We start from the raw sequence: 26,428 nt of genomic DNA on the forward strand, positions 1-26,428 counted from the left end.
ACAGTAGTTCAGTAAGGGCAACCGCCGTGGTCGAAGGTAAGTCGAGAGAAATCTGTGGTGGACGCCGGGCGCGAACCTAGGCCGGGCAGCAGCAAACCAACACGGTTGCCCTTATCCGGCCATTCTGGCCGGCTTAGTCCCTCTGCGCGTCACCAACACGACCCCAAGAATCGCAAGGACAATGCCGACGATCTGCATCCAGCCAAGGGTCTCACCGTAAAACAAAGCGCCCATTGCAAGGCCGAAAATCGGGATCAGGAAGCTTAACGCGTTCGCGCGGTTGAGAGGCGCTTTCTCCAGCACGGAGAACCATAGCCAGTATACTAACGCCGACCCGAACAGACTGAGAACAAGGAGCGCGCCTACAAATGGCAACGACCATCGGATCGTTGTTGGCTCCTCCGTGGCCCAGGCGACAATAGCGAGCGGAACACTGCCGATGAGCAACTGGAGGCCCATTGCCATAAGGGCGTCGACGTTTCCGGCAATTCGTTTAATTACAACGTTGCTCACCGTGACGCCGAGTGCAGCCAGGACAATATAGGCTACTCCTAGAATGTAATTTTCTTGCCCGCCGGTGAGTATCTGGGGCGAAGTGATGACGAGTATCCCCATAAAGCCCAAGGCAAGGCCTGCTTTGCCCAGCGCGGTCAACTGTTCTTTGAGGATGATACCCGCCAGGCCCGCCGCCAACAGCGGTTGGGTGTTGGCGATTACAGTGGCGATGCCCGGGGAAACGAATTCCGCGGCATGGAACATCCCCAAGAAGCCCAGGCTGGTGGCACCTGCGCCAACGATGGCCAACATTGTCCAGATTCGACGACTTTTGGGCAGGGGCTGCCGCAATGCAAGCGCGACGATGATCAACGCTGCGCCTGCCAGGAACGCGCGCAGCGTGGCGAATGTCAGGTGAGGGGCAAATTCAATGCCGACGGTTATCAGCGGGAAGCAGGCAGCCCAAAGCAACATGACCAGAATGATTTGCGCGATGATTCCAACGGTCACTCGACTTTCATCCCATCGTCTATCCGTCCCGCGACACCACCATCACGACCTACTGGCGTTTGTCTGCCAAGTCTCGTGTCGTTGCTGATTGGATTCACACGAGTTGATCCGTTCGGTTCACGCACACTGGCAGGGATGAACGGCCCGGTTTTCCGCGCCGCGCGACATCTCGCGGGTCAACCAGAAACCGGCCCCGAGCAGCAATGCGCCACCATAGATCATGCCCTGCGCCGGGATTTCGGCGAAGATAAGGTAGCCCAGCGTTGACGCCACGACCGGCGAGACGATGATATCGACGAGCGCATAGACATTGGCGTTGAGCGTCTTGAGGACGATGGAGATGCCGAAATAGGCGAAGCCGGTCGAGACGATGCCCAGCCCCGCTGCCCAGAGCATCACCGGCAGGTCCATCCCGAGTGCGGCATAGGAGATGGTCGCGGCGGGCGTGCCGGGGCCGGCGAGGATGAGCGCTGGCGACAGGATCAGCGCCCCCGCGAGCATCGACCAGGCGATGTCGTTGCCGGCCTCGGTCTTTCCTTCGTAGCGCATGTAGGTGACCATGGCGGCGTAGATCGCGCCGTCGCCGAGTGCGACGAGGTTGCCGATCATGTGGCCGCCCTCAAGCGGCTTGGCGAGGACGATACCGGTCAGCGCGACGGCGAAGATCAGGATGTAGCTCTTGCGTGCCTTTTCACCGAGAAACAGCGCCGAGAAGATGAACACGAAGAAGGGCGCGACGCTCCAGAAGATCACCGCATTGGCGATGGGCACCAGCGTCATGGCGTAGTTGAAAACGCTGATCTGCGTGGCGATCAGCACGCCGATGATCGCGGTGTCTTTCAGGTTGCCTTTCGGAAAGCGCAAGGGCCGGCCGGTCGCCAGCGGCATGACCGCCATCAGAAAGGCGGCCGCGAAGCTCAGAGCGTAGAAATTCAGCGTCTGGATCGGGATCAGTCCGTCGGTGAGCTTCACGAACACGCCGATTGTGGCCTCCGACAGCGTGATCAGCAGGAGCAGGAGAACGATCTTCATTTCCGGCTGCGGCCCCCTGCCGTGCGCGTCACGTCGATGGCTTCAGCCCCGGACTCATCAAGGCAGGTGTCCTCGACCTGCAAGGTGACGAAGAAGAATCCGAATTTTTCTTTGAGCATGGCGTGCGCTGCCGCCAGGACCGCTTGGGGATCGGTCTCGTCGGCGACGCGCACATGACCGGAGAAGACGTAACGGCCGCTGGTCAGAGCCCAGGCATGAACGTGGTGGGCATTCGCAACGCCTTCGACCTGCTCCAGCGCGCCGGTGACATCGGACAGGCCGACGTCGGCCGGTGTGCCTTCCATCAATAGGTGAGCAGCGTCGCGCAGAATGCCCCAGCTGGCCCAGAGCAGCACGAAGCCGAAGCCCATACCAAGGATCGGATCGATCAGCAGGAACCCGGTGAATTGAATCACGAGTGCCGTCACGATAATGAGCAGGCTGCCGACGAAGGTTTGAATGATGTGCCAAAGTGCGCCTTTCACGTTCAGGTCGCTCTGGCTCTGCTTCCAGATCAAGCCGAGCGAAATAAACTCGGTGAAAAGCCCGCCCGCCGCGGCCCAAAGCATCGGCCCGGTAGGCAGCTCGATCGGGTCGGACAGCCGCATCGCACCCATTACGATCACGATGAGCGCCATGCCCAGAAGGAAGCCGCCATTGACGAGCGCTCCGATAATCTCGGCGCGGTACCAGCCGAAACTGCGATCCTCGTCGGCGGGGCGGCGGGCAAGCTTGGCGGCGACGATCGCGACTAGTACGCCACCCACCGCCGAGAAGGTGTGGAAGGCGTCGGAAATCACCGCGATCGAGCCCGTCCAGAGGCCGATGCCCATCTCGATTACGAAATAGATGCCGGTCAGCCAAGCCGAGATCACCATTCCCCGTCCGCTTGACGGCATGTGGCCGGCATGGCCGCTATGGGCTTGGCTCATTGATTCTATCCTCTCTTCACGTACTCTTTGACTACAAAGTTCTGCGTTCATTTCGCGCCACGGCGAGGCAGACGCTCCCGCGGCTACCACCGGCTTCAGCGTGAAAGGATCCAGGATCATTGCATCGCATCAGACCACCTGTCACTCCCCTCTTCGAGATCAGCCCCTATCTCATCCCTTGATTGGACGGGACAGGGGTAAATTCGCAGAAACTCGAGAGTTATTGCCAATTTATCTGTCGCTACTGTCGATTCCAAGTAAATTCTTGATTGCCGTTTTATTTCCCAGCACGGAACAGTCAAAATGTTTGGGCATCAAACCTTAAGAGGGGGTTCCAGCGTCAACATGACGAGGTGTAGGAGGGTCCGGCGGCCTAGCTGAAGTCGTCTGATGACTATCTGTTCGCTGAGACCGAGATCTGTGGCGATCCTGGTGGGCGGATGATTCAGAATTTCCGCGCGCCACACCACCTCGGCGTAGCGGGGTTCCAAGAGACGCATAAGCGTTTCGATAAACTCCTGCAGAATTGCCTCCATCTCGGTGTCGTCGGAGCCGTCCGAGTCCGGTGGACACCCAGAATCTCCCTCCCCGTCGCTATTTCCGTTCCGGCCTTTGTGTGCCGCCAAAACGCCACCATCAAGGCTGTCGCGCTGGCGTCGGCATGGCTGGCACCTTGGGGTTAAAAACCCTTCTGGATGAACGAGCTGTTCGTTATCTGGATCAATCAGGCCGGCTTTTGAAGCGGCGCGGTTTCCATCTTCCATCGTCTCGATCACTTGGCCTCGCTCCTCCGCTGCTCAAAACCGGGACGGTGTGCCCACCCGGATTTTCATTGGCGTCACATAAGACGTGAATGGGTCGCCGAAAGTTACACAAATCCTTCACGGCCACCGGAGCGGGTCGGAGCTTTCCTTCCCGTCGAACGACTATGCGATCAGCGCTCCTTGTGTAACGGAGCCAGCCGGGCATCGTCTTCTAGACATGGAGGACCCCGAAGGATTGAGCCCGTCAGGAGGAATGAACGTGATCAAAGACCTTGCCCAACGCGACACAACGCAATCTGCAGTTTTCGCACAAGGCTGCAACGGCCGTTGCAGAGCGGCTGGTATCTCTTACGGGGGTTGAAATCATGGGACGAACGGCATTGGTGACCGGCGGCACGCGCGGAATCGGCTCCGCGATTGCCAGAACCCTGCGCGATGCGGGCTATACGGTCGCCGCTAGCTACCACGGCAACGATCTGGCGGCCGAAGACTTCAAGGCGGCAACGGGCATCCCTGTTTTCAAATGGGATGTGGCCGATGACGAGGCCTGCGCCGCCGCCGTCGCGAAAATCACCACCGCATATGGCCCGGTCGAGATTCTCGTGAACAATGCGGGGATCACCCGCGACGCTATGCTCCATAAATTAACGTCAGAGCACTGGCGCGCGGTAATCGATACCGATTTGACCGCTTGTTTCACTATGTGCCGCACCGTCATTTCCCCGATGCGGGAGCGCGGTTACGGCCGCATTATCAACATCAGCTCGATTAATGGCCAGAAGGGCCAACTGGGCCAGACCAACTATGCGGCGGCGAAAGCCGGTCTTCTGGGATTCACCAAGGCGCTAGCGCTCGAGAGCGCCGCCAAAGGCGTCACCGTCAACGCCATTGCCCCGGGCTATATCGAGACCGACATGGTCGCCGACGTTCCCCCTAAGGTTCTCGATAGCATCGTCGCCCAGATCCCGGTCGGCCGCCTCGGCCAACCCGAGGAAATTGCCCGGGCCGTGGTGTTTCTGGCGAGCGACGACGCGGGTTTCATCACGGGTTCGACACTGACCGTCAATGGCGGCCAGTACCTGATCTGAGCGGAATCAGGAACCAATCCACTCAAGCGAGACAAGAAGGAAAGCACACCGATGACTCACAAGCAGGTTATGCTTTGTACCCCCGTGCGCACCGCGATCGGCACCTATGGAGGATCCTTGAAAGATCTGCCGGCGACCGAGCTCGGCGCAACGGCGATCCGCGCGACGATCGAGCGGTCGGGCGTCGATCCCTCGCTCGTTCAAACCGTGGTCATGGGACAGGTGATCCAGGCGGGCGCCAGAATGAACCCTTCACGCCAGGCGGCAATCGGTGCTGACATTCCGGTTGGCGTGCCAGCGATGACCGTCAATCGGGTGTGCGGCTCTGGGGCTCAGGCGATCGCCTCGGCGGCCCAGGAGATCATGCTCGGACATATCGACTGCGCGGTCGCCGGCGGCATGGAGAACATGGACCAGGCCCCCTACATCGTTCAAAACGGGCGCTGGGGTTATCGCATGGGTGATGCCCAGATGCACGACAGCATGCTCCGTGACGGCCTGAACGACGCCTTTTCCAGCGAGCACTCCGGCTGGCACACGGAAGACTTGGTGAAGAAGGCTCAGATTACGCGCGAAGATCAGGATCGCTGGGCCGAACGCTCTCAGCGGCGCTTTTCCGAGGCGCAGGCTGCTGGCAATTTCAAGCAAGAGATCGCTCCGGTAGAACTCAAGACTCGTAAGGAGACGACCACATTCGACGCCGATGAACACAACCGACCCGACACGACCCTCGACAGTCTGAGCAAGCTCAGGCCTGCCTTCCGCAAGGAGGGTACGATTACGGCTGGCAATGCGCCGGGACTCAACAGCGGCGCGGCGGCGATGATAATCGCCGAGGCGACTTGGGCGGAGAAGAACGGTCTTAAACCCATGGCCAGGTTGGTTTCCTACGGTGTGGGCGCGGTCGATCCCGGCATGTTCGGCCTCGGACCGGTACCGGCCGTCTTTCAGGCTCTGGAGCGGGCGGGCTGGAGCGTTGGCGATCTCGACCGCGTCGAGATCAATGAGGCCTTTGCCGCCATTGCCGTTGCGCTCGCGCGTGAGATCGGAATCGAACAAGACATCGTCAACGTCGAAGGCGGCGCTATTGCCCACGGTCATCCGATCGGCGCAACGGGGGCCGTTTTGACGACGCGACTCCTGCATGCAATGGAGCGCAATGGGGTCAAGCGGGGCTTGGTGACGCTCTGCATCGGCGGCGGGCAGGGCATCGCACTCACCTTGGAGCGGACGTCCTGATGCTGACTGTCGGATCCGCAGGTGACGGGCAGGTAGCTTGAAGATGCCGTTCAAACCTACCGTCGCTGCGTGACCATAGTGCTTCATGCCGTTTTCTCCGCGTTCAAGCGGCCACAAAGATACTTAAAAACAAGAATGCCGAAGGATAGGGGCCAAAATGCTTGTCGCGACAATACTGGCGCTGTCACTCGCCATATTGACGTTCTTATTTCATTATGCGGTTCTGCGTTGGCTGTCCGGTGGCATGGCGCGCATCGCGATGACCGCTGGTGTGCGTATCCTGGTCATCGTTCTTATGGTGACCGCAGCGCATCTCATCGAGATTGGGATTTATGCGGTCGCCTATGCGCTTGGTGATGGCGTCCTCGCCCTCGGCGGTTTCGGCGGCCTGGCCGTCGCCGAGCCGCTCGACTACCTCTATTTTTCGATCGTGAGCTACACCTCGCTCGGGCTCGGCGATGTGTTTCCTTCTGATCACCTCCGCTTCATCACCGGCGTTGAGGCCTTGAACGGCCTGTTGCTGATCGCTTGGTCGGGATCCTTCATATATATCGCGATGGCACGTCTTTGGCCGTGGCGATCCTGCACCGAGCCGACTCGCGGCAACGCGGACAAGAGGTTCAAGTCGGCCCCGATGCCACCTCAAAATACGGACAGTATGAATTAGCCTTCCAAATGCTCATAGAATATTTCTGGTGTGGGCAGAACGGCAGAGACAATGTGCAGTATAGGAATGCCCATATTCTATAGAGTGGGCGAGAGGATCTGATGAAATCTGATTACCAGGCGAACAGCATCACTCTGACCGGCGGTGTCTCGATGGGCACCGGCGTCATGATCGGAGCGGGAATCTTCGCGCTTACCGGTCAGATTGCAGAACTTGCGGGCCCGTGGTTTCCGCTTTCCTTCATCGCCGGCGGGATCGTTACCGGATTCAGCGCCTATACCTATGTGAAGATGTCGAATGCTTTCCCGTCCGCTGGCGGAATCGCAATGATCTTGCAGAAGGCCTATGGGCCGGGGGCAATTGCGGCCGCCGCCGCTTTGCTGATGGCGCTCTCCATGGTGATCAACGAGAGTCTCGTCGCGCGGACTTTCGGCGCCTACGTTCTCAGGCCATTCGAATTAGAGGCAGGCAGCATTCTCGTGCCCGCGCTTGGCGTCGGGCTGATCGTCTTCGCCTATCTTGTTAACATATCGGGCAATCGCTCCGTTGGCCTGTTCTCAGTCGTCATGGCATTCCTGAAAATCGGTGGCATCGCCGCCTTCGGCATTGCCGCGCTGGTGGCCGGCGGCTTCACCTTCGAGCCGGCGTCAGGGTCGTCGCAATCCATCCCGATCGCCGGCTTCACGGCGTCGATCGCGTTTTCGATCCTCGCATTCAAGGGCTTCACGACGATCACCAACAGTGGCGCCGAGATCGTCGATCCGCATCGCAATGTCGGCCGCACGATCATCATTTCAATCGCGATTTGCGTGGTGGTCTATCTGCTGGTCGCGTTCGCGGTCGGTTCCAGTCTCTCGCTCGACGAGATCGTCGCCGCGAAAGACTATTCGCTCGCGGAGGCAGCCGAACCGGCCCTCGGTCCTTACGGTTTCTATTTCACCATCGCGCTTGCTGTTGTCGCGACCGCCTCGGGGCTGCTCGCCAGTGTCTTTGCCGTCTCGCGCATGCTGGCGATGCTGACCGACATGAAGATGATCCCCCACAGTCATTTCGGCATGTCCGGTCCGATCCGCGAGCACACGTTGGTTTACACCGTGGTGATTGCGGGAGTCCTGACGGTGCTTTTTGATCTCAGCCGCATCGCATCGCTCGGCGCCTTCTTCTACCTGGTGATGGATATCCTGATCCATTGGGGCGTGTTCCGCCGCCTGCGCCACGAGATCGACGCGAGCGGCTGGGTACTGATTATGGCTATCGCGCTCGACGCGCTCGTGCTCGGCGTCTTTGGCGCCATAAAGCTGCAATCAGATCCGCTTATCGTGGTCATCGCGGTCGCCGCCATCGCCGCAGTGTTCGCCTATGAGCGCGTCTTTCTGTCGCGCTGGACCGCGGAGGAAAAACATGGCGGTCACTGAGCAGTTGCCAAGCCCCGCTCATCATCCGGCGATCACGCTATTTTCGAGATTTATATCGCAACAGGTGAAAATGATCTCTCGCCATATCTACGTGGCCGGGAGAGAACATGACTGACGATCAAGACAGTGATTCACCACGAGACGCTGTCCATGCAGTCATGGTGGAAATTCAGCAGGACTTCTTTCGCTTTCTCGCGCGGCGGCTCGGCAATGAAGAGGAGGCCGCCGACGTTCTGCACGATTTCTACGTCAAGGTGCTTGCCCGGGTTGGCGATGTTCGCGACACGGAAAAGCTGCGCGCCTGGATGCGCCGGGTGTTGGAGACGACGTTAGTCGACTATTACCGCGCCCAAGGCAAGAAGCGTCAAAGGGACGCGGAATACCACTATCTGGAGTCAGTGCTCTTGACCGGCGAAGCCAAGAGCGATCTCGATCTCTTTGTCTGTGTGTGCCTTTACAAACTTCTTCCGACCCTAAAGTCGGAGTATGCGGAAATCTTGTGGCGCGCCGACTTGATCGGCGAGTCCCGCCAAAGTATCGCTGGCACGCTCGGCATCACGGAGAGCAATTTTCGCGTGCGTCTGCACCGGGCCCGCCAGGCCTTGCGGCAGCAGCTGGAAGAGACCTGTCGGACCTGCCCAATTCATGGCTATCTCGATTGCGAGTGCGACTACGCCGGCCATGTTCGTGCGGAGATCGGGGAAGGACCCTCCGAACTGTAACGAATTGCTCCCCGGACCGTCTATCTGAACGACGGCCCGAATACATTGGCGCGCCGTCGCGCACCAGCTTCAGGTCACCCGTTCTCAATCTGATGGACCATCCGAAGGAGCCGACCATGCCAAACACATCCAAACCCACCAATCCCGCAGTTCTGCAGTATCGGGGGCTCGACCTCGAAGCCATCACGGCCCTGCAAATGCGTAATGTTGAAGCGCTCCGGAGCATGACGAATCTCATGTTCGACACGACGGAAGCGGTCACTAGGCGCCAGGCCGAATTCCTTGAAACCCGCGTCGGCCAGATGAGCGCGGCGTTCGAGCCTGGCGAAAACGCTTCGGATCCAAAGGCTCTTTTCGAACGGCAAGCCGAGGCCTATCGCGATCTCTTCGGGGCGCTCGCCAGCCATGTTGGGGAGCTTGCCGAGATCACGTCCAAATGCTGCGCCGGGCTGGTGCACGAGGCGAGCCGAGCGGCGGCGGGCCAGGACGACGAGAGCGCTGCCGTGAAGCGGTCGGAGAACGACGGCACCGCAGCCTCGAAGACAAGCGCAGCGAAAAAGTAGTCGCGGGCAGGGTTCATGAACGCGCTTTCCTACTTCCTGATCTGGGCGGTGATCATCTTCGTGATGATGCGCTTCGGCTGCGGCGCCCATGTCATGGGACATGGGCACGGCAAGGCCAAGCACGGCGATGCGAACCACAGCCGGCAAAAGAATGCCGAGGAGTTGCGGTGGATTCCCCCAACCAAGGACGTCGATCCCGTCTGTGGCAAGACCGTCAGTACCGACAAGGCCAAGCCGAGCGTCCATGACGGCAGTGTTTATTATTTTTGCTCGCGGGAATGCCGGGAGCGCTTTGAGGCTGCGCCCGAGCAATATGTCGGACCCGGTGCCAAGACCGAGACGCCGACGCCCCAGTTGGAGGACCGCCATGTCTGATCTCAATATCTCTTCGAGGACGCCGCCGCGCGCGGGGACGCCCCTGCCGGTTCAGTCTGCTTCAAGAATACCCGTGATGGCGCTCGGCTTGAGCCTAGGCCTCTTCCTGGCCGTCACCTTCGCTCTTTGCGTCGGCTTCGACCTTTTGTTTCCCGGCCAGGCGATGTATCAAAGCTGGTTCCGGCTCCTTCCTGGCTTCACTTGGCTGAGCTGGCAGAGCTTTTTCCTCGGCCTGGCCGAGAGCTTCGCCTATGGCTGGTATGTGGCACTGGTCTTCGCGCCGCTTTACAATTTCTTTGCCGCGCACAGTGGCCGGGGAGGCCGGCCATGACGACGGCAAAGAGGCAAAAAGCCACGACCGATGCCGGCGACAAACGGGCACCCGCACTTAAACTGGTAAGCCAGGCGGATGCCCGGCGTCAGAAGCGTGTGGAGGATGCTTCGGACGCTCGACTGCCGGGCCAGGATCTCGTCGACTACCAGGTCGACCTCTGGCAGCGGACGATCCTTTTCTGGGACACGCTCAGACAACGCGCCGACAATATGCTCGAGCATGAACGCGCCGGTTTGCCGCCGTTGCTCGACTTCAAATACGAGACGATCCTCGACGCACGGCGCTTCGAGCCTCCCGCGAACTATGCGCTCCTGCGGATTACGGAAGTCGGCGATGACTGCTGGGACGACTGCGTCGATCCCGACAAGCCGCCGGTCATCGTGGTCGATCCGCGCGCCGGGCACGGGCCGGGGATCGGCGGGTTCAAGCACGATTCCGAAGTCGGCATGGCGCTCCACGAGGGGCATCCAACATATTTCGTGATCTTTTTCCCGGAGCCATCGCCCGGCCAGACACTGGCCGACGTGTTACATGCACTCAGGCGCTTCGTGGAGGAGGTCGCCGGACGCCATTCCGGCACGCCGCCTGTCCTTTACGGCAACTGTCAGGCCGGTTGGGCGATGACTCTGCTCTCGGCCGACTGTGAGGGTCTGGTCGGCCCTGCTGTGCTGAACGGCTCGCCGCTGTCCTATTGGTCAGGCGAGGCCGGCGTCAATCCGATGCGGGTGACCGGAGGACTGCTCGGCGGCGCCTGGCTCACGCATTTGACGGCCGATCTCGGCAACGGCCGCTTCGATGGCGCGTGGCTGGCCCTGAATTTCGAGAACCTGAAGCCGGAAAAGGCTATTTGGGAGAAATACGCCGGTCTGTTCCACAAGGTCGATACCGAGAGCGAGCGCTTCCTCGAGTTCGAGCGCTGGTGGAACGGGTTCTATTTCCTCAGCCGCGAAGAAATACTGGCGATCGTCGAAAACCTGTTCATCGGCAACAAGCTGGAACAGGGCATCATGCGCATCTGCGACGGCTGCATCGCCGATTTGCGCCGCATCCGCAATCCGTTGGTCATCTTTGCCTCCTACGGAGACAACATCACGCCGCCGCATCAGGCTCTGGGCTGGATTCCGACCGTATATGAGGATACGGCCGATCTGAAGAAGGCGGGTCAACGGATCGTCTATCTGACCAATCCGCATGTGGGCCATCTCGGCATCTTCGTGTCGGCCAAGGTCGCCCGCCTTGAACATCGCGCCATTCTCGAAAACCTCGATGAGATCGAAGCCCTCGCTCCGGGCCTCTACGAGATGAAGATCGACAACCCGAGCGGCGACCCCGACTGCCACAAGCCGCAATTCACCGTGCGGTTTGACGAGCGGCGGGTCGAGGATCTGAAGTTTCCGGAGCAAAGCCAGGCATTCGAACAAGTGCGGGCTGTTTCCGAGGCGGGCGAGGCGTTCTACCGGAGCTTCGTCAGTCCGTGGGTTCAGATGGCGAGCAATCCATGGACCGCGGAGTCGTTGAAGTGGCTGCATCCGATGCGAACGAGCCGTTACTTGTTTTCCGAGTCGTTCAACCCATGGATGCGCGGTGTCGCGGCTCTGGCAGATGGTATTGCCAAGACGCGGAAACCGCTGCCCGAGGATCATCCTTTGCTGGAAAGGGAACGGGAGCTTTTCGCCGAATTTTCCGGGGCGATCGAGCAGGTCCGCGAGTGGCGCGACGCCGGCTACGAACAGGCGTTCGGGCAGCTTTACGGCCAGGAGACATCCGCGGCGGGAACAGTAGGGAATGAAGGCGAGGCGAAGAACGATGGCCGTTGATGGCGCGATCCTGGTCATCAATAGTGGATCCTCCAGCGTCAAGTTCGCGCTGTTCGACGCGGCTCCCGCCGAGCCCCAGCGAACCTGGTCGGGTTCTCTGGAACGCATTGGCTTCGACGAAGGACGTTTCCTTGTGAGGGCAGCGGACGGGACGGCACTGGTCGATGAAATGCGGGCAATTCCCGACCATGACGCGGCCCTCGACCTGCTTCTGAACTGGGCCGAGGATCGCGACACGCAAGCGACACCCGTTGCCGTTGGCCACCGGTTGGTACATGGCGGAGAGGGCTGTGATTGTTCGCTTGTGGTCACGCCCGCGCTTGAGGTCCGGCTGAAGCAACTGGTCCCGCTCGCGCCCCTCCATCTGCCCCATAACCTGGCCGGCATCACGGCGGTCCGACGACAACGGCCCGATCTCCCGCAGGTCGCCTGCTTCGACACCGCGTTTCACCATGGCTTGTCACGTGTGGCGCGCTTGACCGGCTTGCCGCGCCGTTTCGAGCAAGAGGGTATCCGGCGCTACGGTTTTCACGGCCTGTCTTATGAGTATGTCATCGGCGAGGTACGCCGGCGTGACGGCGACGCAGCTGCGGAGGAACGAATCATTGTTGCCCATCTCGGCAACGGCGCGTCGATGGCGGCGATCAGGAACGGACACAGCGTCGAGACCACCATGGGCTTCAGTACACTTGCCGGCCTTCCCATGGGGACGCGTCCCGGCGATCTCGATCCCGGCGTTCTCCTGCATCTCCTGATCGAAAAGCAAATGACTCCCGACGCCCTTCAACAGGTGCTCTACACCGAATCGGGCCTGCTCGGTCTGTCCGGCTTGAGCCGCAACATGGCCGATCTCCTGGCCCGGCGGGACGTTCCAGAGGCGGCGGAGGCGATCGACTTCTTCAGCCACCATGCACGCCGGCACCTGGCTGGCCTGACGGCCGCGCTCGGCGGTCTCGATCGGTTGATTTTCACCGGCGGTATTGGCGCTAACTCGCCCGAAATCCGCGCCAGCATCTGCGAGGGGCTCGATTATCTCGGTCTCACGCTTGATGCGGAGCGGAACGCCGGTCAACAACGCGTTGTCTCGACCGACGACAGCGGTGTGCTCATCGAAGCCTTCAAGACTGACGAGGAGTTGGCCATCGCGCGCCATACTCAAAACATTCTGAGGGCATCCGGAAAGGAGAATGTGCGAGCCCATGGTTGATCATCCCGCCACTCTCGAAGATCTCGTCGCACGCGCGAAGGAGCGCACGCCGATCCGCGTCGCCGTGGTCGCCGCCGATCAAGGCCTTGTCCTCGAAACGGTTCAGGAAGCCGTGGCGCTTGGCCTGATCGAGCCCCGGCTCGTCGGCGATCCCGACGCGATTCTGGCCTGCGCAGCCTCCTCCAATGTGGAGATCGACCGGGCTGCGATCGTATCCGCAAAGAGCGACGCCGAGACAGCCCGCGCCGGTGTCGATCTCGTCCGAAACGGCGATGCCGACGCGGTCATGAAAGGTCACATTCACACCGATGCCTTCATGCGGGCCCTGCTAGACACGGACCAGGGCCTCAGACTCCCAGGTCGCCGCGTCAGCCACGTCTTCATGGTCGACATTCCAGCCTATCCGAAGCTCCTCGCGATCACGGACGCGGCCATCAACATCATGCCGGACCTCAACGCGAAAGCGCAGATTCTTGAGAACGCCATCGCACTTTTCACGCTCCTTGGCATAGAAGCACCGAAGGCAGCTGTGTTGTCGGCGGTCGAGACGGTCAATCCGGCCATTGCATCGACCCTCGACGCGGCCTGTCTCGCTTTGATGGCCAAACGGGGCCAGATTGCAGGTGCGATCGTCGATGGCCCGATGGCTTTTGACAACGCCATCTCAGCCGACGCAGCCCGCGAGAAAGGCATCGTCTCGGAGGTCGCCGGAGATGTCGATATCCTGCTGGTCCCCGATCTCGTTTCCGGCAACATCTTGGCCAAGAATCTCGAATATCTGGCCGGCGCCACGGCGGCGGGCGTCGTCATGGGCCTCGCCGCGCCGGTGGTGCTCAGCTCCCGCGCCGATCCGCCGGCCGCCCGGTTGGCGGCGCTGGCGCTCGCCGTCCTGATGCATCAACCTGCGCTGCCTCGGTCGCAGCAGTTGCAACAAGGAGAATCGGAATCGGCCATTCATTGCGCGGCTCAACCTGAAGCCGCGTGCTGTCCGATGGGAGCGTGAACCATGGGGCACCATCCAACGAAAATACGAACGGAGCAAACCGCGCTGGCAACGCCTCGCAACGAACCGATGGGAAGGGGTTTATCCCTGGATCAACCTCTCCACGCGACACTCGGGCAGATCACCGCCGGTGTGTCGCCCGTGGCGCTTGCTCAAGCGTATACGGACTGGGCGCAGCATCTCGTCATGTCGCCCGACAAGCAAATAGAACTAGTTCGGAAGGCCGCCCGCAAATGGGCGCGCTATCTGGAATACTGTTCACGGGCTTGCTCGGATCCTCATTGCGAGGCCTGCATCGAGCCCCTGCCGCAGGACAAACGCTTTGCCGGTGATCCGTGGCAGGCATGGCCATATAACGCGATCTATCAGGGTTTTCTCCTGACCCAGCAATGGTGGCACAACGCCACAACCGGCATCTCCGGCGTCTCCAGGCACCATGAAGAGGTCGTTTCCTTCGTTGCCCGGCAGTTGCTCGATATGATGTCGCCTGCGAATTTTCCGTCGAGCAACCCCGAGGTCCTGAAGGAGACCCTCGATACCGGGGGCCAAAATCTGGTACGCGGCGCGGTGAACTTCTTCGAGGACTGGCAACGCGCGGTCCGTGGGGGGCCACCTGCCGGCACGGAACGGTTTGCGGTCGGCGACAACCTGGCGGTTACACCGGGCCAAGTGATTTTCCGTAACGAATTGATCGAACTGATCCAATACATGCCGGCGACGGATAAGGTTCATCCCGAGCCTATCCTGATCGTGCCTGCCTGGATCATGAAATACTATATCCTCGACCTTAGCCCCGAGAACTCGCTGGTGAAATACTTGGTCGAGAAGGGTCACACGGTCTTCATGATCTCCTGGAAAAATCCGACGGTCGAAGATCGCGACCTTGGTATGGAGGACTATCGCCGGCTGGGCGTCATGGCCGCGCTCGACGCGGTGTCAGCTATCGCGCCGGAAAGCCGCGTCCACGGCGTCGGCTACTGCCTCGGTGGAACGCTCTTATCGATTGCTGCGGCGGCCATGGTCCGCGATGGCGACGACCGGCTGGCAACCATGACCCTCTTCGCCGCGCAGACGGACTTCACGGAAGCCGGCGAATTGATGCTGTTCATTGACGCGGCCCAGGTCAGCTTTCTTGAGGACATCATGGCCGAGCAGGGCTGTCTCGATACCAAGCAGATGGCCGGCACGTTCCAGCTGCTTCGCTCCAACGACCTCATCTGGTCGGCCATGGTTCAGAATTATCTCATGGGACAGCGCCGACCGATGTTCGACCTGATGGCGTGGAATGCTGACGCCACGCGCATGCCTGCCAGGATGCACTCCGAATATCTCCGGCAGCTGTTCCTCGATAATGATCTGGCGGACGAACGCTATTGCGTCGACGGTCGCCCGGTGTCGTTGCATGACATCCGCATTCCGATTTTTGCGGTCAGCACGCTCTCGGACCATGTCGCGCCGTGGCGGTCGGTTTACAAGATCCACAGCCAAACCAATGCTGATGTTACCTTCGTACTATCCAATGGCGGCCACAATGCCGGCATTGTGAGCCCACCTGGCAACACCCGGCGTCGTCACCAGATCGCCACCCACGATGATCTCGCGGCCTACCTGGACCCTGACACCTGGCAGGCGCGGGCCACCCACCATGAGGGTTCATGGTGGCCCTGTTGGCTAGGGTGGCTTAGCAACCATTCGGGTGAACCCGTTAAGCCCCCTGGCCTGGGGGCGGCGCGCAAGGGCTATCGGCGGCTGGGCGAAGCGCCCGGCACCTATGTGCTGATGCCCTGACCCAGGCTGTGACCCTGTCGTCCGCAGCTATGTCTGGTCCCGAATAATATCGTGCGCGGCGAGACGGATCGCGCCTGGCCCGCCTGGCCGGAGAAAGGAGCAAGCGCAAAAAATGGAACTCATCGATATGAAAGGCCGGAAGGGGTTGGTGGTGGGAATTGCCAACGAACACAGTTTGGCCTGGTCGGCGGCCCAGCATTTTCGGAACGCCGGCGCCGATCTTGCCATCACCTATCTGAACGACAAGGCCAAGCCCTTTGTTGAGCCGCTTTCGCAACAGGTGGACGCGCAACTTTTCCTGCCCTGCAATGTCGCCGAGCCGGGACAATTGGAGGCCGTCTTCGGGGAGATCGAGCAGAAATGGGGCCGATTGGATTTTCTGTTTCATGCGATCGGGTGGGCCCGTAAGGAAGATCTCCATGGCCGGTTGACCGATTGTTCGGGAGAAGGCTTCGCTGAATCGATGCTTATCTCGTGCCACTCCTTCATCCGTATGGCGAAGCTCGCCGAGCCGCTCATGGACAAAGGTGGCAGCTTGACGACGCTCAGCTACTACGGCGCAGAAAAAGTGGTCGATCATTACAATGTCATGGGGCCAGTCAAAGCCGCCCTTGAAGCGTCTGTACGCTACCTGGCCCATGAACACGGTGGCAAGGCGATCCGGGTGAACGCGATTTCGGCCGGGGCGGTCGCGACACGCGCCGCCTCGGGCATCGAGCATTTCGACGAACTATTGAATGAGACCGTCCGCAAGGCACCGCTGCGGCGCACGGTGGACGCCTGCGAGGTGGGACGTACGGCGCTTATGCTGGCGAGCGATTATACGAGCGCCATCACCGGGGAAACGCTCTACGTCGACGCGGGCTTTCACATCGAAGGGATGGTGTTTCACTGATGGCCGGCTTCGAACCCGAAAAAGACGTAGTGGTCACCGACCCGGTATGCGGCATGCGCCTGACGCCCGAAAAGGCCGTCGCTCACGAGGAGCGTGAGGGCTGGGCGTATTTTTTCTGCTCGGAGGGCTGTCACAAGCTCTTTCTTACAGCGCCGGAACGATACTCCTCCTCACTGGCCTATTTCTCGCAGCCATCGGCCGGTAAGGATACGTAGCCGCAGACCTGTGACGTCAGACGAAGAACGGATCGTCGTAAAAGCGTGAGCGATGCGTCCCTTGCAGAGGACCTTTACGAGTATCCGGGACGCAATTTTGTAGGGTTTCGAACGACCGATCTATGGAAGATCGGCAGCCGATTTCGGGCCGAGTGCCGCTGTTCCGCCTTCGCTCTACGCCTGTTCAGGCACGGCAGGCGAGGCTCCCAAAGGGCTTCAGACGATCTCTGCCGCCTCAGTCCGCCCGCCCGGCGGCCACTGCCTGTGAATCCCCGTCACTGTAACGCTGAGCGTCTCTCGTCGTCCTTATAGATGTGAGAACAGAGATCCTGCGAACGTTTCCGCGAATACCGACAGCGGTGACGGTTTGTACGCCGAAGTCGCATTTCACATCGAAGAGATGATTGGACAGGCCATGTACCACGAAAGGAGCGTCAAATGAGAAGACGATTGACGAATTTGGCCCTGGCGCTGCCCACCGCGGTGGTCTCGATGCCGGCACTTGCGCAAACCTCGGCCGATCGATCCGACTATTGGCACTATGGCTGGGGCTGGGGACACATGATTTTTGGCTCCGTCATGATGATTGTCTTCTGGGGCGGGATCATCCTCGCGATCGTGCTCGCGGTCCGCTGGCTGGGTGGCGATTCAGGACGGGTAACCCGATCGCAATCACGAACGAACGGGCCCCTCGACATCCTTCACGAACGCTTTGCCCGCGGCGAGATCGACAAGGAAGAGTTCGAAGAACGAAAGCGTCTGCTCTCCGACTGAAACCGTCTTCCAACAAAAGCCAGAGCCGCGGAAGACCGCACATCCATCGTCAATCGAACCGGAAAGCCGGAACAAGCCAATGAATAAGCACGATGATCACGATCACAGCCATCGCTCTGACGGTACAACAGGTTCCGTCAAGGCTATGACGGCCAGAGATCCGGTTTGCGGAATGACGGTGCAGTTGGATCAGGACAAGCCGAGCCAAGAGTACGAGGGTGAGACCTATCACTTTTGTTCTCAAAAGTGCCACGACAAGTTCGCGGCCGACCCGGAGCATTATCTCGCCGGCGAGCACAAGGCCGAAACAGCGCCTAAGGGCACGAAATATACCTGCCCGATGCATCCCGAGATCGTGCGGGACGAACCGGGAGAATGTCCGATCTGCGGCATGGCGCTGGAGCCTATGGGGGTTCCAGCCCCCGATGACGGACCGAATCCCGAGCTTGTTGATTTCAAGCGCCGGTTTTGGATCGGCGCCGTGCTGACGGTTCCGCTTCTTGTGCTGACGATGGGCCCCTTTGTTGGGCTCGGTTTCGTCCGCGACATCTTCGGCGAGCGTGCGACGCTGTGGATCGAACTCGCTTTGGGGACACCGGTCATTCTCTGGGCCGGTTGGCCATTCTTCGTGCGTGGCGTCAAGTCGGTGATCAACCGCAGTCTCAACATGTTCACGCTCATCGGGATGGGCGTCGGCGCGGCCTATCTCTTCAGTGTCGTCGCCGTGCTCGTGCCGGAGATTTTCCCGGACGGATTTCGCGATGCGGAGGGCCATGTCGGGGTTTATTTCGAAGCCGGCGCCGTGATCGTCGTGCTGGTGCTGCTCGGCCAGGTGATGGAGCTTGGCGCGCGCGAGCGAACGGGCTCGGCGATTCGCGCCCTTTTGGATATGGCCGCCAAGACCGCCCGGGTGATCCGCAAGGACGGGAGCGAGGAAGAAATCCCGCTCGAGGACGTCAAGGTCGGCGATCGGCTGCGCGTCCGCCCGGGCGATAAGGTCCCCGTCGACGGCGTGGTGGTCGAGGGACGTTCGTCGATCGATGAATCGATGATCTCTGGCGAACCGGTTCCGGTCGAGAAAGTCGAGGGCGACAAGGTCACCGGCGCCACAATCAACGGCACGGGCAGTCTCGTGATCGAAGCCGAACGCGTCGGCTCCGACACCATGCTGAGCCAGATCGTCGAGATGGTCGCGAACGCGCAGCGCAGCCGTGCCCCGATCCAGAAACTTGCCGACTCTGTGGCGGGCAAGTTCGTACCGGCCGTGATCGTCATTGCAATTCTCTCGTTCATCGCATGGTCTCTTTGGGGGCCTGCCCCGGCCCTCTCATACGGACTGGTCTCGGCAGTCGCCGTTTTGATCATCGCCTGTCCGTGCGCGCTGGGCCTGGCAACGCCGATGTCGATCATGACGGCGACGGGCCGAGGCGCGCAAGCCGGCGTGCTCATCAAGAACGCCGAGGCGCTGGAACGCTTCGCCAAGGTCGACACGCTGATCGTCGACAAGACGGGGACGCTGACCGTCGGCAAGCCGAAGCTCGTCGCGGTCTTGCCGCAACCCGGGCATGAGGAGGACGAGGTGCTGCGCTTGGCCGCAAGCCTGGAGCGGGGCTCGGAGCACCCACTCGCCGAAGCCATCGTCACCGGGGCCGAAGAACGCGATGTTGCGCTGGCTAACGCGGATGAATTCGAAGCCGTCACCGGCAAAGGGGTAAAAGGCGTCGTCGACGGCAAATCAGTGGCGCTCGGCAACGCAAAGCTGCTCGCCGATCTGGGGCTCGACGGCGGCAAGCTCTCCGAGACCGCCAATGCTCGACGTGACGAAGGCGAAACGGTGATGTTCGTCATCGTCGGGTCCGAAATCGCCGGTCTCGTGTCGGTTGCCGATCCGGTCAAGGAGACGACGCCGGACGCGCTGAAGGCGCTGCACGAACAAGGCTTCCGCATCGTCATGGCGACTGGCGACAACGAGCGTACCGCGAAGGCGGTGGCTGGAAAACTCGGGATCGACGAGATCCGTGCCGACGTGTTGCCCGAAGACAAGGCGCGCATCATCAAGGATCTGCAAGACGAAGGCCGAAAGGTCGTGATGGCAGGCGATGGCGTCAACGACGCGCCTGCACTGGCCCAGGCCGATGTCGGCATCGCCATGGGCACCGGCGCCGACGTGGCGATCGAGAGCGCGGGTTTCACCTTGGTCAAGGGTGATCTCAACGGCATCGTCCGGGCCAGGAAGCTCTCGCGCGCGACGATGCGCAACATCAAGCAGAACCTGTTCTTCGCCCTGTTCTACAACGCCGCAGGCGTGCCGGTGGCGGCAGGGGTTCTGTTCCCGTTCTTCGGGATTTTGATCTCGCCGATATTCGCAGCCGCGGCGATGAGCCTGTCGTCCGTATCGGTAGTCGGCAACGCTCTCCGGCTGCGCTCGGTGAAGATCTAGAAGGGCTCATCCCGGCGCGGCAATGCGCTTTACGGAAAGGAACCACAAGCTATGAACGTCATATCGTTTTCCCGGGCCGCCGCCTGGACAGGACTGATGGCCTTGGCGTTGGGAGCGCAGACGGCTCTTGCTGAACCGCTCGTGTATGTGCCTCTCGGCGGGGAGAACAAGATCGTCGCTGTCGATGCCGCGACGGACGAAATCGTCGATACGTTGACTGGTCCGGCGGCGGTTCATGGGCTCGCCGGAACGCCCGACGGACAGTTCTTGATTGCCGGAAGCTTCGAGACGCGCGCATCAGACGGCGAAGCTGTCGCGAAGCCGGCGGGCGTTTCCGAAGACGAGCATGCCGCGCACCATGGTGCCGCCTCCCCCGATGCCAGGAACGCCGTCGCGGAAGTCAGCACGGTCTCGGTTGTTCGAACGGTCGACGGGTCCGTGGTCCGGCGCATCGACGTACCCGGCGCCGTCCATCACGTCGCGGTCAGTGACGATGGCCGGTTCGCCGTCGTCACCCATCCCAACGCCGGATCAATCAGTGCCATCGACCTCGGCTCCTATGAGGTGGTCGCGACGGTCGCCACCGGGCCCCTGCCCAATTACGCGGCCTTCGCTCCTGGCGGTGACCGTCTTTACGTCAGCAACGCCGGCAACGACACGGTCAGCGAGATCGACACGGCACGGTGGATCGTCCGGTCGAATACCGTTGTCGGCGGCAGCCCCGAACACATCGTTCTGTCCAGAGATGGCGTCACTCTCTACGTCAACAACGTCGACGACGGCACGGTCTCCGTCGTTGAGGTCGGCGACCAGACGGTTGTGAAGACGATTCGCCTCGAAACGGCCCTCCACGGGATCGACCTGTCCGATGACGGCGGCGCGCTCTTCATCGCGGTCCTTGGTGGCGACAAGGTGGTTGCCATCGATCTCGCTACCGGCGCCCAGCGCAGTGTTTCCTCGGCTCCCGCCCCGTACCACCTCGCCGTCATTCGCGGGACGGGCAAGCTCTACGTCTCCAGCGCCGACGAGCCGAAAATTTGGGTGATCGATCAGCGGGATCTCAGGATTCGCGGAGAGATCCAGATCGGCGGCAAAGGCCATCAGATGGTTCAGGGCGCGGGCGGATGACCTCGACCGTATTTCGGAAACGACGAGGGTCGGAAGAGGGGACGCGACATGGCGCAGCATGAAACCAGCGGCTTTCGGAGCTTCATTTTCTCCCGTTCGGGCATGGTGTTGCTCGGATTCCTGGCAGTGGCGGGTTACTTCCTGTGGGAAGAGCATGCCGCGCATATTCTGGGCTATCTGCCGCTCCTCCTCATTCTCGGACTCTGCGTGGGCATGCATTTCTTCATGCATGGCAGCCACGGGGGCGATCACGGATCGCACCGCGACGAACCGCGGGAGGACGACAGATGAGCAACGAAGTTCCAGCCTACGGCCTCTGGTTCTTGGTGGTGGTCAACTCGGCGATCTTCATCCTGTTCGCCTTTAGCTTCTTTAAGCCGAAGACTGGCCGGGACTGGCGCTCATTCGGTGCTTTCAGCGCCTTTCTGGTCGCGCTTTTCACTGAGATGTACGGCTTCCCGCTCACCATATATTTCCTATCGGGCTGGTTGCAGACCAACTACCCAAGCGTCGACTGGCTTGCCCATGATTCCGGCCATCTCCTGGAAATGCTGTTTGGCTGGAAGGCAAACCCGCACCTCGGGCCCTTCCACATTCTGAGTTTCGGCTTTATCGGCGGCGGGTTCATCCTGCTCTCCGCCGCTTGGCGCGTCCTTTACCAAGCACAACGGACGGGAACGCTCGCGACCACGGGGCCTTACGCCCGCATTCGCCATCCTCAATATGTCGGCTTCGTCCTGATTCTGGTTGGGTTCCTGTTCCAGTGGCCGACCATTCTCACACTGGCGATGTTTCCCGTTCTGCTTGTCATGTACTGGCGTCTTTCCCTGCGCGAAGAGCGGGAAGTCGAAGCCGAATTGGGTGACGTGTACCGACGCTACGCCGAGAGAGTGCCCCGGTTCATGCCCCGCCTCAAAGACATTTTCACCAGCCCGGCCGTTGAGGGGGACCGACAATGAGCCGAATTCATTATCGGCTCCATAGACCAGTCGGAATGACCGGTTGTCGACGGCGCCCGCACGACTCTCGACTGGATGCCAACGCATCGGAAGAGATTAGACATGAACCAAAAGAAGTATAAGCGCTCAGCCACGGACCTGCAGCGCCGTTCAAGTCCGGCCGCCATTTTTGTCATCACCGTGGTCGCTGCCGGTGCTGTCTTTGTCGGATGGAAAGCCATCGCACCATTGTCGCGCGACACGACGACTGACGTCACCGTTCCGAGGCTCTGCCCCTCGCAAGAGCAGGCAAGGCGGCGTTCGACGCCAACTGCGCGCCTATGCCAACGTACCGGAGGCCCGCGCCTCGATCAGCCGGTACCTGGCGTTCTACAACGGCCGGAGACCCCAATCATCGCTTGGCGGGCAGGCCCCCGATCAGGCATATCTCACGACGCAGCAGCCAATCCCGGCCGCAGCCTAACCTAGGCGGACATCCACTTAGCGACAGCCCCGAAACTGTTCAGACAAGCCGAGCCACCTCTCGGCGTCCGTTCGCCAGCGCCTCACCAACCGCGCCCGCGAGCGCGGCGAGGACGTCGATCTCGTCTTCATCCGCTACGCCCTGGAACGGCTTCTCTATCGCCTCGGGACGTCTGGTCATTGGGACCGCTTCATCCTGAAAGGCGCCCTGCTCTTCATCCTCTGGACCGGTGAACCGTATCGCGCCACGCGCGACCTCGACCTTCTCGGCTTCGGCGAACGGGACATCGAGGCGCTGACCACGACCTTCCGGGCGCTCTGCGATACGCCCGTGGAGGAAGACGACGGCCTTGAGTTCATCACCGAGTCCGTCCAGGTCGAGCCGATGCGGGACGAGGAAGGGCACCCCGGCGCCCGCGTGCGCCTCGAGGCACAGCTCGCCAGTGCCCGCCTATCGGTTCAGGTCGACATCGGTTTCGGCGACGCCGTGACGCCGAAGGCCGAGGAGATCGAGTCCCCGTCGCTTCTCGCGCTTCCCGCCCCGCGCATCCGCGCCTATCCACGGGAGACGGTAGTCGCCGAAAAGTACGAGGCGATCGTCTCGCTCGGCATGCTGAACAGCCGGATGAAGGACTTCTACGATCTCTGGGTGCTGGCGTCGTCCTTCCCGTTCGATGGACAGACGCTCGCCCCGGCGGTCCGCGTCACCTTCGACCGGCGCGGCACCGCGCTGCCCGAGGTCACCCCGGTGGGGCTGAGCGACGAGTTCGCGGGCGACCGGGGCAAGCAGCAGCAGTGGCAGGCATTCCAACGCCGGGGACGCCCGGCTCTTCCGCCACCGGCGCTCCCCGATGTGGTCGGCTCCATCAGGGAATTCCTCACGCCGCTCACGGAAGCGCTCCGCCAAGGGCAGCCGTTTGACCGGCAATGGTCGGAAGGGGGATCCCCTGGCGTCGTGACGTGAAGCGACGATCACGGTGACCGCCGGCGACGGTGGCCGACGATGCCGACATCGTCCGGAGGAGGGCAGGAAACCGAAGATCGGCCGTTGTTTCCGAGGCGTATGGCCAATAACAGTCCTCACAAGTTTTGGTTCGTTGCTTGTTTCGTCGAGCGCACCAGCGATAGAATTCCTGCAACGGATTTCGCGTATGGGCCCTGGGCAGGCGACGGCAAGACGATCCGAAATGGAAGGCCCCATTCGCGTCGATCGGAAGGAAGACGGATGCATCGCATCTTTCAGACCTTCATCGACCGCCTCGCGGAAAGCGTCGACCTCGACGACCTGCACAAGGCCATGGCCGACGCAGCGGCCGCGCTCGACCTCACCTGCTTCGCCTATCTGTCCATGCCCCACCGGCGTGGGGCGGAGGCGCTGGTGGTCTCCACCTATCCGGCCGCCTGGATCGGCCACTACGTCGAAAGCCACTACGAGCGCGTCGACCCGGTCATCCTCCAGGCGACGCGCGGTGCCGATCCCTTCGAATGGGGGCCCGGCGCCGGGCAGTCTGAGCTCACCAAGCGGCAACAGCAGTTCTTCGACGAGGCGGCCGCCTTCGGCATCCGCTGCGGCTTCACCATTCCGATCCACGACGGGCGTGGGCCGGTCGCCGCCGTGACCTTCGCCGCCGACGAGCGTCATCCGGCGTTCCGCCGCAGCGTCGAGGCGCACGCCACGGCCCTGCAGCTCATGGCGCTGTATTTCCACGCCCATGCCCGCCGCAAGCTTGCCGCCGACCGCGTCGTCGACGGCGCCGCGCTGTCGCCGCGCGAGTTCGAGTGCCTGGAGTGGGCGGCCCAGGGCAAGTCCGCCTGGGAAATCGGCCGCATCCTCGGGATCTCCCGCCGCACGGTGGCGTTCCACCTCGACAACGCGAAAATGAAGCTCAACGTCCGCACGGTCTGCCAGGCCGTGGCACGCCTGTCCGCATCCAAGCCGACGTTGCACTGAGCGGGGGCACCTCGTCACCCCGTGCAAGTGCACAGGGTGTCTCGCGCCAGCTGTTCGCCTCCAATGCGCGAAAGTTCCCCTTCGCAGGAGGCGATCATGATGCAACTCATCACGTCCGACCGGTACGGCGCGTTCGCCGATGATCTCGCCGAGATGTACCGCCTACGTTACCGCGTCTTCAAGCAGCGGCTCGACTGGGACGTCGAGGTCAGCGGCGACATGGAGATCGACACCTTCGACGCGCTCCACCCCGTCTATCTCCTGCAGCGTGGCGCCGGCGGCCGCGTCCAGGGCTGCGTGCGGCTGTTGCCGACGATTGGCCCGACCATGCTGACGGAGACCTTCGCCGCGCTGCTGGCCGGGGCGCCGGCGCCGTCGGACCCGGCCGTGTGGGAGAGCAGCCGCTTCGCGCTCGACGTCGAACGCGACGGCCCTGAAGGCGCGCATGGCGTCGCCCGGGCGACCTTCGAGCTCTTCGCGGGCATGATCGAGTTCGGGCTGTCCCGCGGCCTCTCCGACATCGTCACCGTCACCGACGTCGCCATGGAACGGATCCTGCGGCGCGCGGGCTGGCCCCTGCGGCGCATCGCGGCGCCACGGTCGTTCGCCGGCACGCGATCGGTCGCCGGCTATCTCGAGGTCTCCCCGGCCGGCCTCGCCAACGTGCGCGGCGACCTTACGGGCCCGGTGCTCTGGGCGCCGGTCGCGTCCGCCGCCGCGTGAGCTCGGCCCGGCGCTCGGAATCAGGCACTGGGGAGGAGATCGCAGAAAACGGGGGATATCGGGGGCAGGCGACGGTCTTCTCCCGCGCTCGACGCGGAGCCTGCCGGTATGGTCAAGCCGCCGAACAGCAGCCCCGGTGCGGATTGGCGCCGATGCGCGGCCTACGACTACACCGCCGCCTTGCCGCGGCGGGGGTGGGCGTGGGAGTTCCTGCGCCGCGACGCGGCCTACCGGCGCGCCTGGTCCGAGGCCTCGGCGGCCGTCGCGATCGAACGGCCCGCGCCGAACCTGACAATCATGACGGCGCGGACGGAGCTGCCCGAGCTGGCCAACTGGTGCCTGTTTTTTCGCCGATGCGCCCGAGCGGACGGCGACCGAGGCCGTCGTCTTCTGGGATTCGCGCGCGTGTCCGCACGTGCTGCCGATCCGCGCGCTTCCCGCCGCCGTGCAGGGCGATAGCGGCCGCTTCAGCTTGTCGGAGGTCCCGTGCCGGGCGGCGCTCCTCCGGATGCCCGACGGGCGGCAGCACCTTCTCTTTTCGGAATCCGGCTGCGCGCTTCAACTCGACATCCGGGGTACAAGCCTGTCCGAGCCGGTGCGCCTGCTGACCGATGCCGTTCTCCCGGCCGTGCATCTCCGCGCCCGTCTCGCTACGCTCGAAGGCCTCGCCAATATCGTTGGGCGCGGCCGATTTCCAGACTATCGAATGATCGAGCCGCGCGGGCGGCGGCTCCGCGTGGTGCTGCAGGCGCTGGACGGCTGGCTCGCCGGCGCACCCTATCGCGAGATCGCCGTGGCGCTCTTCGGCGAGGCGCGCGTCGAGGCCGACTGGCGCGATCCGCGCGACCACTTGCGCGACCAGGTGCGTCGCGCCGTCCGCCGCGGACGGGAGCTCATGCGCGGCGGATACCGCAAGCTCCTCCGCTGAGG

The 26,428-nt window shown here is 61.9% G+C and carries 28 protein-coding genes and 1 pseudogene; 25 read left to right on the plus strand and 4 right to left on the minus strand.

The window, feature by feature from the left end:
- Positions 1–111: 111 nt before the first annotated feature.
- From TH2_RS19955 to TH2_RS19970, 4 genes are all read right to left on the minus strand, one after another.
- Positions 112–1,005, minus strand: coding sequence for a DMT family transporter (locus TH2_RS19955; protein WP_008892262.1), 894 nt, complete (start codon positions 1,003–1,005; stop codon positions 112–114).
- Between the two features lie 117 nt (positions 1,006–1,122).
- The gene (locus tag TH2_RS19960) at positions 1,123–2,037 is read right to left on the minus strand and encodes a DMT family transporter (RefSeq protein WP_008892263.1); all 915 of its coding nucleotides are present in this window, start codon (positions 2,035–2,037) and stop codon (positions 1,123–1,125) included.
- Positions 2,034–2,969 (minus strand): cation diffusion facilitator family transporter, encoded by a 936-nt coding sequence (locus TH2_RS19965; RefSeq protein ID WP_008892264.1) that lies wholly within the window; start codon positions 2,967–2,969, stop codon positions 2,034–2,036. The genes TH2_RS19960 and TH2_RS19965 overlap by 4 nt, the downstream gene beginning before the upstream one ends.
- A 314-nt stretch (positions 2,970–3,283) precedes the next feature.
- On the minus strand, positions 3,284–3,745 hold the full coding sequence (locus TH2_RS19970) for a sigma-70 RNA polymerase sigma factor region 4 domain-containing protein (protein ID WP_008892265.1): 462 nt from the start codon (positions 3,743–3,745) through the stop codon (positions 3,284–3,286).
- Between the two features lie 353 nt (positions 3,746–4,098).
- Here TH2_RS19970 and phbB point away from each other — a divergent pair, with 353 nt between their 5' ends.
- The 25 genes and pseudogenes from phbB to TH2_RS20090 all read left to right on the plus strand — a co-directional run bounded on the left by phbB (position 4,099) and on the right by TH2_RS20090 (position 26,426).
- Positions 4,099–4,821 (plus strand): acetoacetyl-CoA reductase, encoded by a 723-nt coding sequence (gene phbB, locus TH2_RS19975; protein WP_008892266.1) that lies wholly within the window; start codon positions 4,099–4,101, stop codon positions 4,819–4,821.
- A gap of 51 nt (positions 4,822–4,872) precedes the next feature.
- A complete protein-coding gene (locus TH2_RS19980; protein WP_008892267.1) occupies positions 4,873–6,060 on the plus strand; it encodes a thiolase family protein in 1,188 nt (395 codons plus the stop codon).
- Between the two features lie 157 nt (positions 6,061–6,217).
- The gene (locus tag TH2_RS19985) at positions 6,218–6,727 is read left to right on the plus strand and encodes a potassium channel family protein (protein WP_008892268.1); all 510 of its coding nucleotides are present in this window, start codon (positions 6,218–6,220) and stop codon (positions 6,725–6,727) included.
- 101 nt (positions 6,728–6,828) lie between these two features.
- The gene (locus TH2_RS19990) at positions 6,829–8,142 is read left to right on the plus strand and encodes an APC family permease (protein WP_008892269.1); all 1,314 of its coding nucleotides are present in this window, start codon (positions 6,829–6,831) and stop codon (positions 8,140–8,142) included.
- A 107-nt stretch (positions 8,143–8,249) separates the two neighbouring features.
- Complete coding sequence (locus TH2_RS19995) at positions 8,250–8,864, plus strand: RNA polymerase sigma factor (protein WP_008892270.1); 615 nt, start codon at positions 8,250–8,252, stop codon at positions 8,862–8,864.
- A 116-nt stretch (positions 8,865–8,980) separates the two neighbouring features.
- A complete protein-coding gene (locus TH2_RS20640; RefSeq protein WP_008892271.1) occupies positions 8,981–9,427 on the plus strand; it encodes a phasin family protein in 447 nt (148 codons plus the stop codon).
- Positions 9,428–9,442: 15 nt separating this feature from the next.
- Positions 9,443–9,802: a YHS domain-containing protein gene (locus TH2_RS20005; RefSeq protein WP_008892272.1), complete on the plus strand. Its 360-nt coding sequence runs from the start codon at positions 9,443–9,445 to the stop codon at positions 9,800–9,802.
- Entirely contained in the window at positions 9,795–10,133 is a 339-nt protein-coding gene (locus TH2_RS20010) for a DUF5676 family membrane protein (protein ID WP_199679526.1), read from the plus strand. The genes TH2_RS20005 and TH2_RS20010 overlap by 8 nt, the downstream gene beginning before the upstream one ends.
- Entirely contained in the window at positions 10,130–11,953 is a 1,824-nt protein-coding gene (locus tag TH2_RS20015) for a DUF3141 domain-containing protein (protein ID WP_008892274.1), read from the plus strand. The genes TH2_RS20010 and TH2_RS20015 overlap by 4 nt, the downstream gene beginning before the upstream one ends.
- Positions 11,943–13,160: an acetate/propionate family kinase gene (locus TH2_RS20020; RefSeq protein ID WP_008892275.1), complete on the plus strand. Its 1,218-nt coding sequence runs from the start codon at positions 11,943–11,945 to the stop codon at positions 13,158–13,160. Before TH2_RS20015 ends, TH2_RS20020 begins: the two co-directional genes overlap by 11 nt.
- Positions 13,153–14,163, plus strand: coding sequence for a bifunctional enoyl-CoA hydratase/phosphate acetyltransferase (locus TH2_RS20025; protein WP_008892276.1), 1,011 nt, complete (start codon positions 13,153–13,155; stop codon positions 14,161–14,163). The genes TH2_RS20020 and TH2_RS20025 overlap by 8 nt, the downstream gene beginning before the upstream one ends.
- A 3-nt stretch (positions 14,164–14,166) precedes the next feature.
- On the plus strand, positions 14,167–15,951 hold the full coding sequence (locus tag TH2_RS20030) for a PHA/PHB synthase family protein (protein WP_040824812.1): 1,785 nt from the start codon (positions 14,167–14,169) through the stop codon (positions 15,949–15,951).
- A gap of 112 nt (positions 15,952–16,063) precedes the next feature.
- Entirely contained in the window at positions 16,064–16,846 is a 783-nt protein-coding gene (gene fabI, locus TH2_RS20035; RefSeq protein WP_008892278.1) for an enoyl-ACP reductase FabI, read from the plus strand.
- Positions 16,846–17,061, plus strand: coding sequence for a YHS domain-containing protein (locus tag TH2_RS20040; protein WP_008892279.1), 216 nt, complete (start codon positions 16,846–16,848; stop codon positions 17,059–17,061). Before fabI ends, TH2_RS20040 begins: the two co-directional genes overlap by 1 nt.
- Positions 17,062–17,499: 438 nt before the next feature.
- A complete protein-coding gene (locus TH2_RS20045; protein WP_199679524.1) occupies positions 17,500–17,835 on the plus strand; it encodes an SHOCT domain-containing protein in 336 nt (111 codons plus the stop codon).
- Positions 17,836–17,914: 79 nt separating this feature from the next.
- Complete coding sequence (locus TH2_RS20050) at positions 17,915–20,275, plus strand: heavy metal translocating P-type ATPase (RefSeq protein ID WP_081579331.1); 2,361 nt, start codon at positions 17,915–17,917, stop codon at positions 20,273–20,275.
- A 51-nt stretch (positions 20,276–20,326) separates the two neighbouring features.
- The gene (locus tag TH2_RS20055; RefSeq protein WP_008892282.1) at positions 20,327–21,403 is read left to right on the plus strand and encodes a YncE family protein; all 1,077 of its coding nucleotides are present in this window, start codon (positions 20,327–20,329) and stop codon (positions 21,401–21,403) included.
- A gap of 48 nt (positions 21,404–21,451) precedes the next feature.
- Entirely contained in the window at positions 21,452–21,694 is a 243-nt protein-coding gene (locus TH2_RS20060; protein ID WP_008892283.1) for a DUF2933 domain-containing protein, read from the plus strand.
- Complete coding sequence (locus TH2_RS20065) at positions 21,691–22,362, plus strand: methyltransferase family protein (protein WP_008892284.1); 672 nt, start codon at positions 21,691–21,693, stop codon at positions 22,360–22,362. The genes TH2_RS20060 and TH2_RS20065 overlap by 4 nt, the downstream gene beginning before the upstream one ends.
- A gap of 310 nt (positions 22,363–22,672) precedes the next feature.
- Positions 22,673–22,825 (plus strand): annotated as a pseudogene (locus TH2_RS20845) (IS3 family transposase); the annotation flags it as partial.
- 207 nt (positions 22,826–23,032) lie between these two features.
- Entirely contained in the window at positions 23,033–23,788 is a 756-nt protein-coding gene (locus TH2_RS20070) for a nucleotidyl transferase AbiEii/AbiGii toxin family protein (protein ID WP_051007686.1), read from the plus strand.
- Between the two features lie 261 nt (positions 23,789–24,049).
- The gene (locus tag TH2_RS20075) at positions 24,050–24,775 is read left to right on the plus strand and encodes a helix-turn-helix transcriptional regulator (RefSeq protein ID WP_008892288.1); all 726 of its coding nucleotides are present in this window, start codon (positions 24,050–24,052) and stop codon (positions 24,773–24,775) included.
- Between the two features lie 96 nt (positions 24,776–24,871).
- Positions 24,872–25,498, plus strand: coding sequence for an acyl-homoserine-lactone synthase (locus tag TH2_RS20080; protein ID WP_008892289.1), 627 nt, complete (start codon positions 24,872–24,874; stop codon positions 25,496–25,498).
- Positions 25,499–25,606: 108 nt separating this feature from the next.
- Complete coding sequence (locus TH2_RS20085) at positions 25,607–25,957, plus strand: transcriptional regulator domain-containing protein (RefSeq protein ID WP_008892290.1); 351 nt, start codon at positions 25,607–25,609, stop codon at positions 25,955–25,957.
- Positions 25,914–26,426, plus strand: coding sequence for a DUF2285 domain-containing protein (locus TH2_RS20090; RefSeq protein WP_238538738.1), 513 nt, complete (start codon positions 25,914–25,916; stop codon positions 26,424–26,426). Before TH2_RS20085 ends, TH2_RS20090 begins: the two co-directional genes overlap by 44 nt.
- The last annotated feature ends 2 nt before the right edge of the window (positions 26,427–26,428 follow it).

Source organism: Thalassospira profundimaris WP0211 (genome assembly GCF_000300275.1).
Classification (GTDB): Bacteria; Pseudomonadota; Alphaproteobacteria; order Rhodospirillales; family Thalassospiraceae; genus Thalassospira; species Thalassospira profundimaris.

What these genes read in the sequence shown, in the direction of transcription:
- TH2_RS19960 (WP_008892263.1), bottom strand. Translation starts at nt 2,037, where the DNA reads ATGAAGATCGTTCTCCTGCTCCTGCTGATCACGCTGTCGGAGGCCACA.
- TH2_RS19965 (WP_008892264.1), bottom strand. Translation starts at nt 2,969, where the DNA reads ATGAGCCAAGCCCATAGCGGCCATGCCGGCCACATGCCGTCAAGCGGA.
- phbB (WP_008892266.1), top strand. Translation starts at nt 4,099, where the DNA reads ATGGGACGAACGGCATTGGTGACCGGCGGCACGCGCGGAATCGGCTCC.
- TH2_RS19980 (WP_008892267.1), top strand. Translation starts at nt 4,873, where the DNA reads ATGACTCACAAGCAGGTTATGCTTTGTACCCCCGTGCGCACCGCGATC.
- TH2_RS19985 (WP_008892268.1), top strand. Translation starts at nt 6,218, where the DNA reads ATGCTTGTCGCGACAATACTGGCGCTGTCACTCGCCATATTGACGTTC.
- TH2_RS19990 (WP_008892269.1), top strand. Translation starts at nt 6,829, where the DNA reads ATGAAATCTGATTACCAGGCGAACAGCATCACTCTGACCGGCGGTGTC.
- TH2_RS19995 (WP_008892270.1), top strand. Translation starts at nt 8,250, where the DNA reads ATGACTGACGATCAAGACAGTGATTCACCACGAGACGCTGTCCATGCA.
- TH2_RS20640 (WP_008892271.1), top strand. Translation starts at nt 8,981, where the DNA reads ATGCCAAACACATCCAAACCCACCAATCCCGCAGTTCTGCAGTATCGG.
- TH2_RS20005 (WP_008892272.1), top strand. Translation starts at nt 9,443, where the DNA reads ATGAACGCGCTTTCCTACTTCCTGATCTGGGCGGTGATCATCTTCGTG.
- TH2_RS20010 (WP_199679526.1), top strand. Translation starts at nt 9,795, where the DNA reads ATGTCTGATCTCAATATCTCTTCGAGGACGCCGCCGCGCGCGGGGACG.
- TH2_RS20015 (WP_008892274.1), top strand. Translation starts at nt 10,130, where the DNA reads ATGACGACGGCAAAGAGGCAAAAAGCCACGACCGATGCCGGCGACAAA.
- TH2_RS20020 (WP_008892275.1), top strand. Translation starts at nt 11,943, where the DNA reads ATGGCCGTTGATGGCGCGATCCTGGTCATCAATAGTGGATCCTCCAGC.
- TH2_RS20025 (WP_008892276.1), top strand. Translation starts at nt 13,153, where the DNA reads ATGGTTGATCATCCCGCCACTCTCGAAGATCTCGTCGCACGCGCGAAG.
- TH2_RS20030 (WP_040824812.1), top strand. Translation starts at nt 14,167, where the DNA reads ATGGGGCACCATCCAACGAAAATACGAACGGAGCAAACCGCGCTGGCA.
- fabI (WP_008892278.1), top strand. Translation starts at nt 16,064, where the DNA reads ATGGAACTCATCGATATGAAAGGCCGGAAGGGGTTGGTGGTGGGAATT.
- TH2_RS20040 (WP_008892279.1), top strand. Translation starts at nt 16,846, where the DNA reads ATGGCCGGCTTCGAACCCGAAAAAGACGTAGTGGTCACCGACCCGGTA.
- TH2_RS20045 (WP_199679524.1), top strand. Translation starts at nt 17,500, where the DNA reads ATGAGAAGACGATTGACGAATTTGGCCCTGGCGCTGCCCACCGCGGTG.
- TH2_RS20050 (WP_081579331.1), top strand. Translation starts at nt 17,915, where the DNA reads ATGAATAAGCACGATGATCACGATCACAGCCATCGCTCTGACGGTACA.
- TH2_RS20055 (WP_008892282.1), top strand. Translation starts at nt 20,327, where the DNA reads ATGAACGTCATATCGTTTTCCCGGGCCGCCGCCTGGACAGGACTGATG.
- TH2_RS20060 (WP_008892283.1), top strand. Translation starts at nt 21,452, where the DNA reads ATGGCGCAGCATGAAACCAGCGGCTTTCGGAGCTTCATTTTCTCCCGT.
- TH2_RS20065 (WP_008892284.1), top strand. Translation starts at nt 21,691, where the DNA reads ATGAGCAACGAAGTTCCAGCCTACGGCCTCTGGTTCTTGGTGGTGGTC.
- TH2_RS20075 (WP_008892288.1), top strand. Translation starts at nt 24,050, where the DNA reads ATGCATCGCATCTTTCAGACCTTCATCGACCGCCTCGCGGAAAGCGTC.
- TH2_RS20080 (WP_008892289.1), top strand. Translation starts at nt 24,872, where the DNA reads ATGATGCAACTCATCACGTCCGACCGGTACGGCGCGTTCGCCGATGAT.
- TH2_RS20085 (WP_008892290.1), top strand. Translation starts at nt 25,607, where the DNA reads ATGGTCAAGCCGCCGAACAGCAGCCCCGGTGCGGATTGGCGCCGATGC.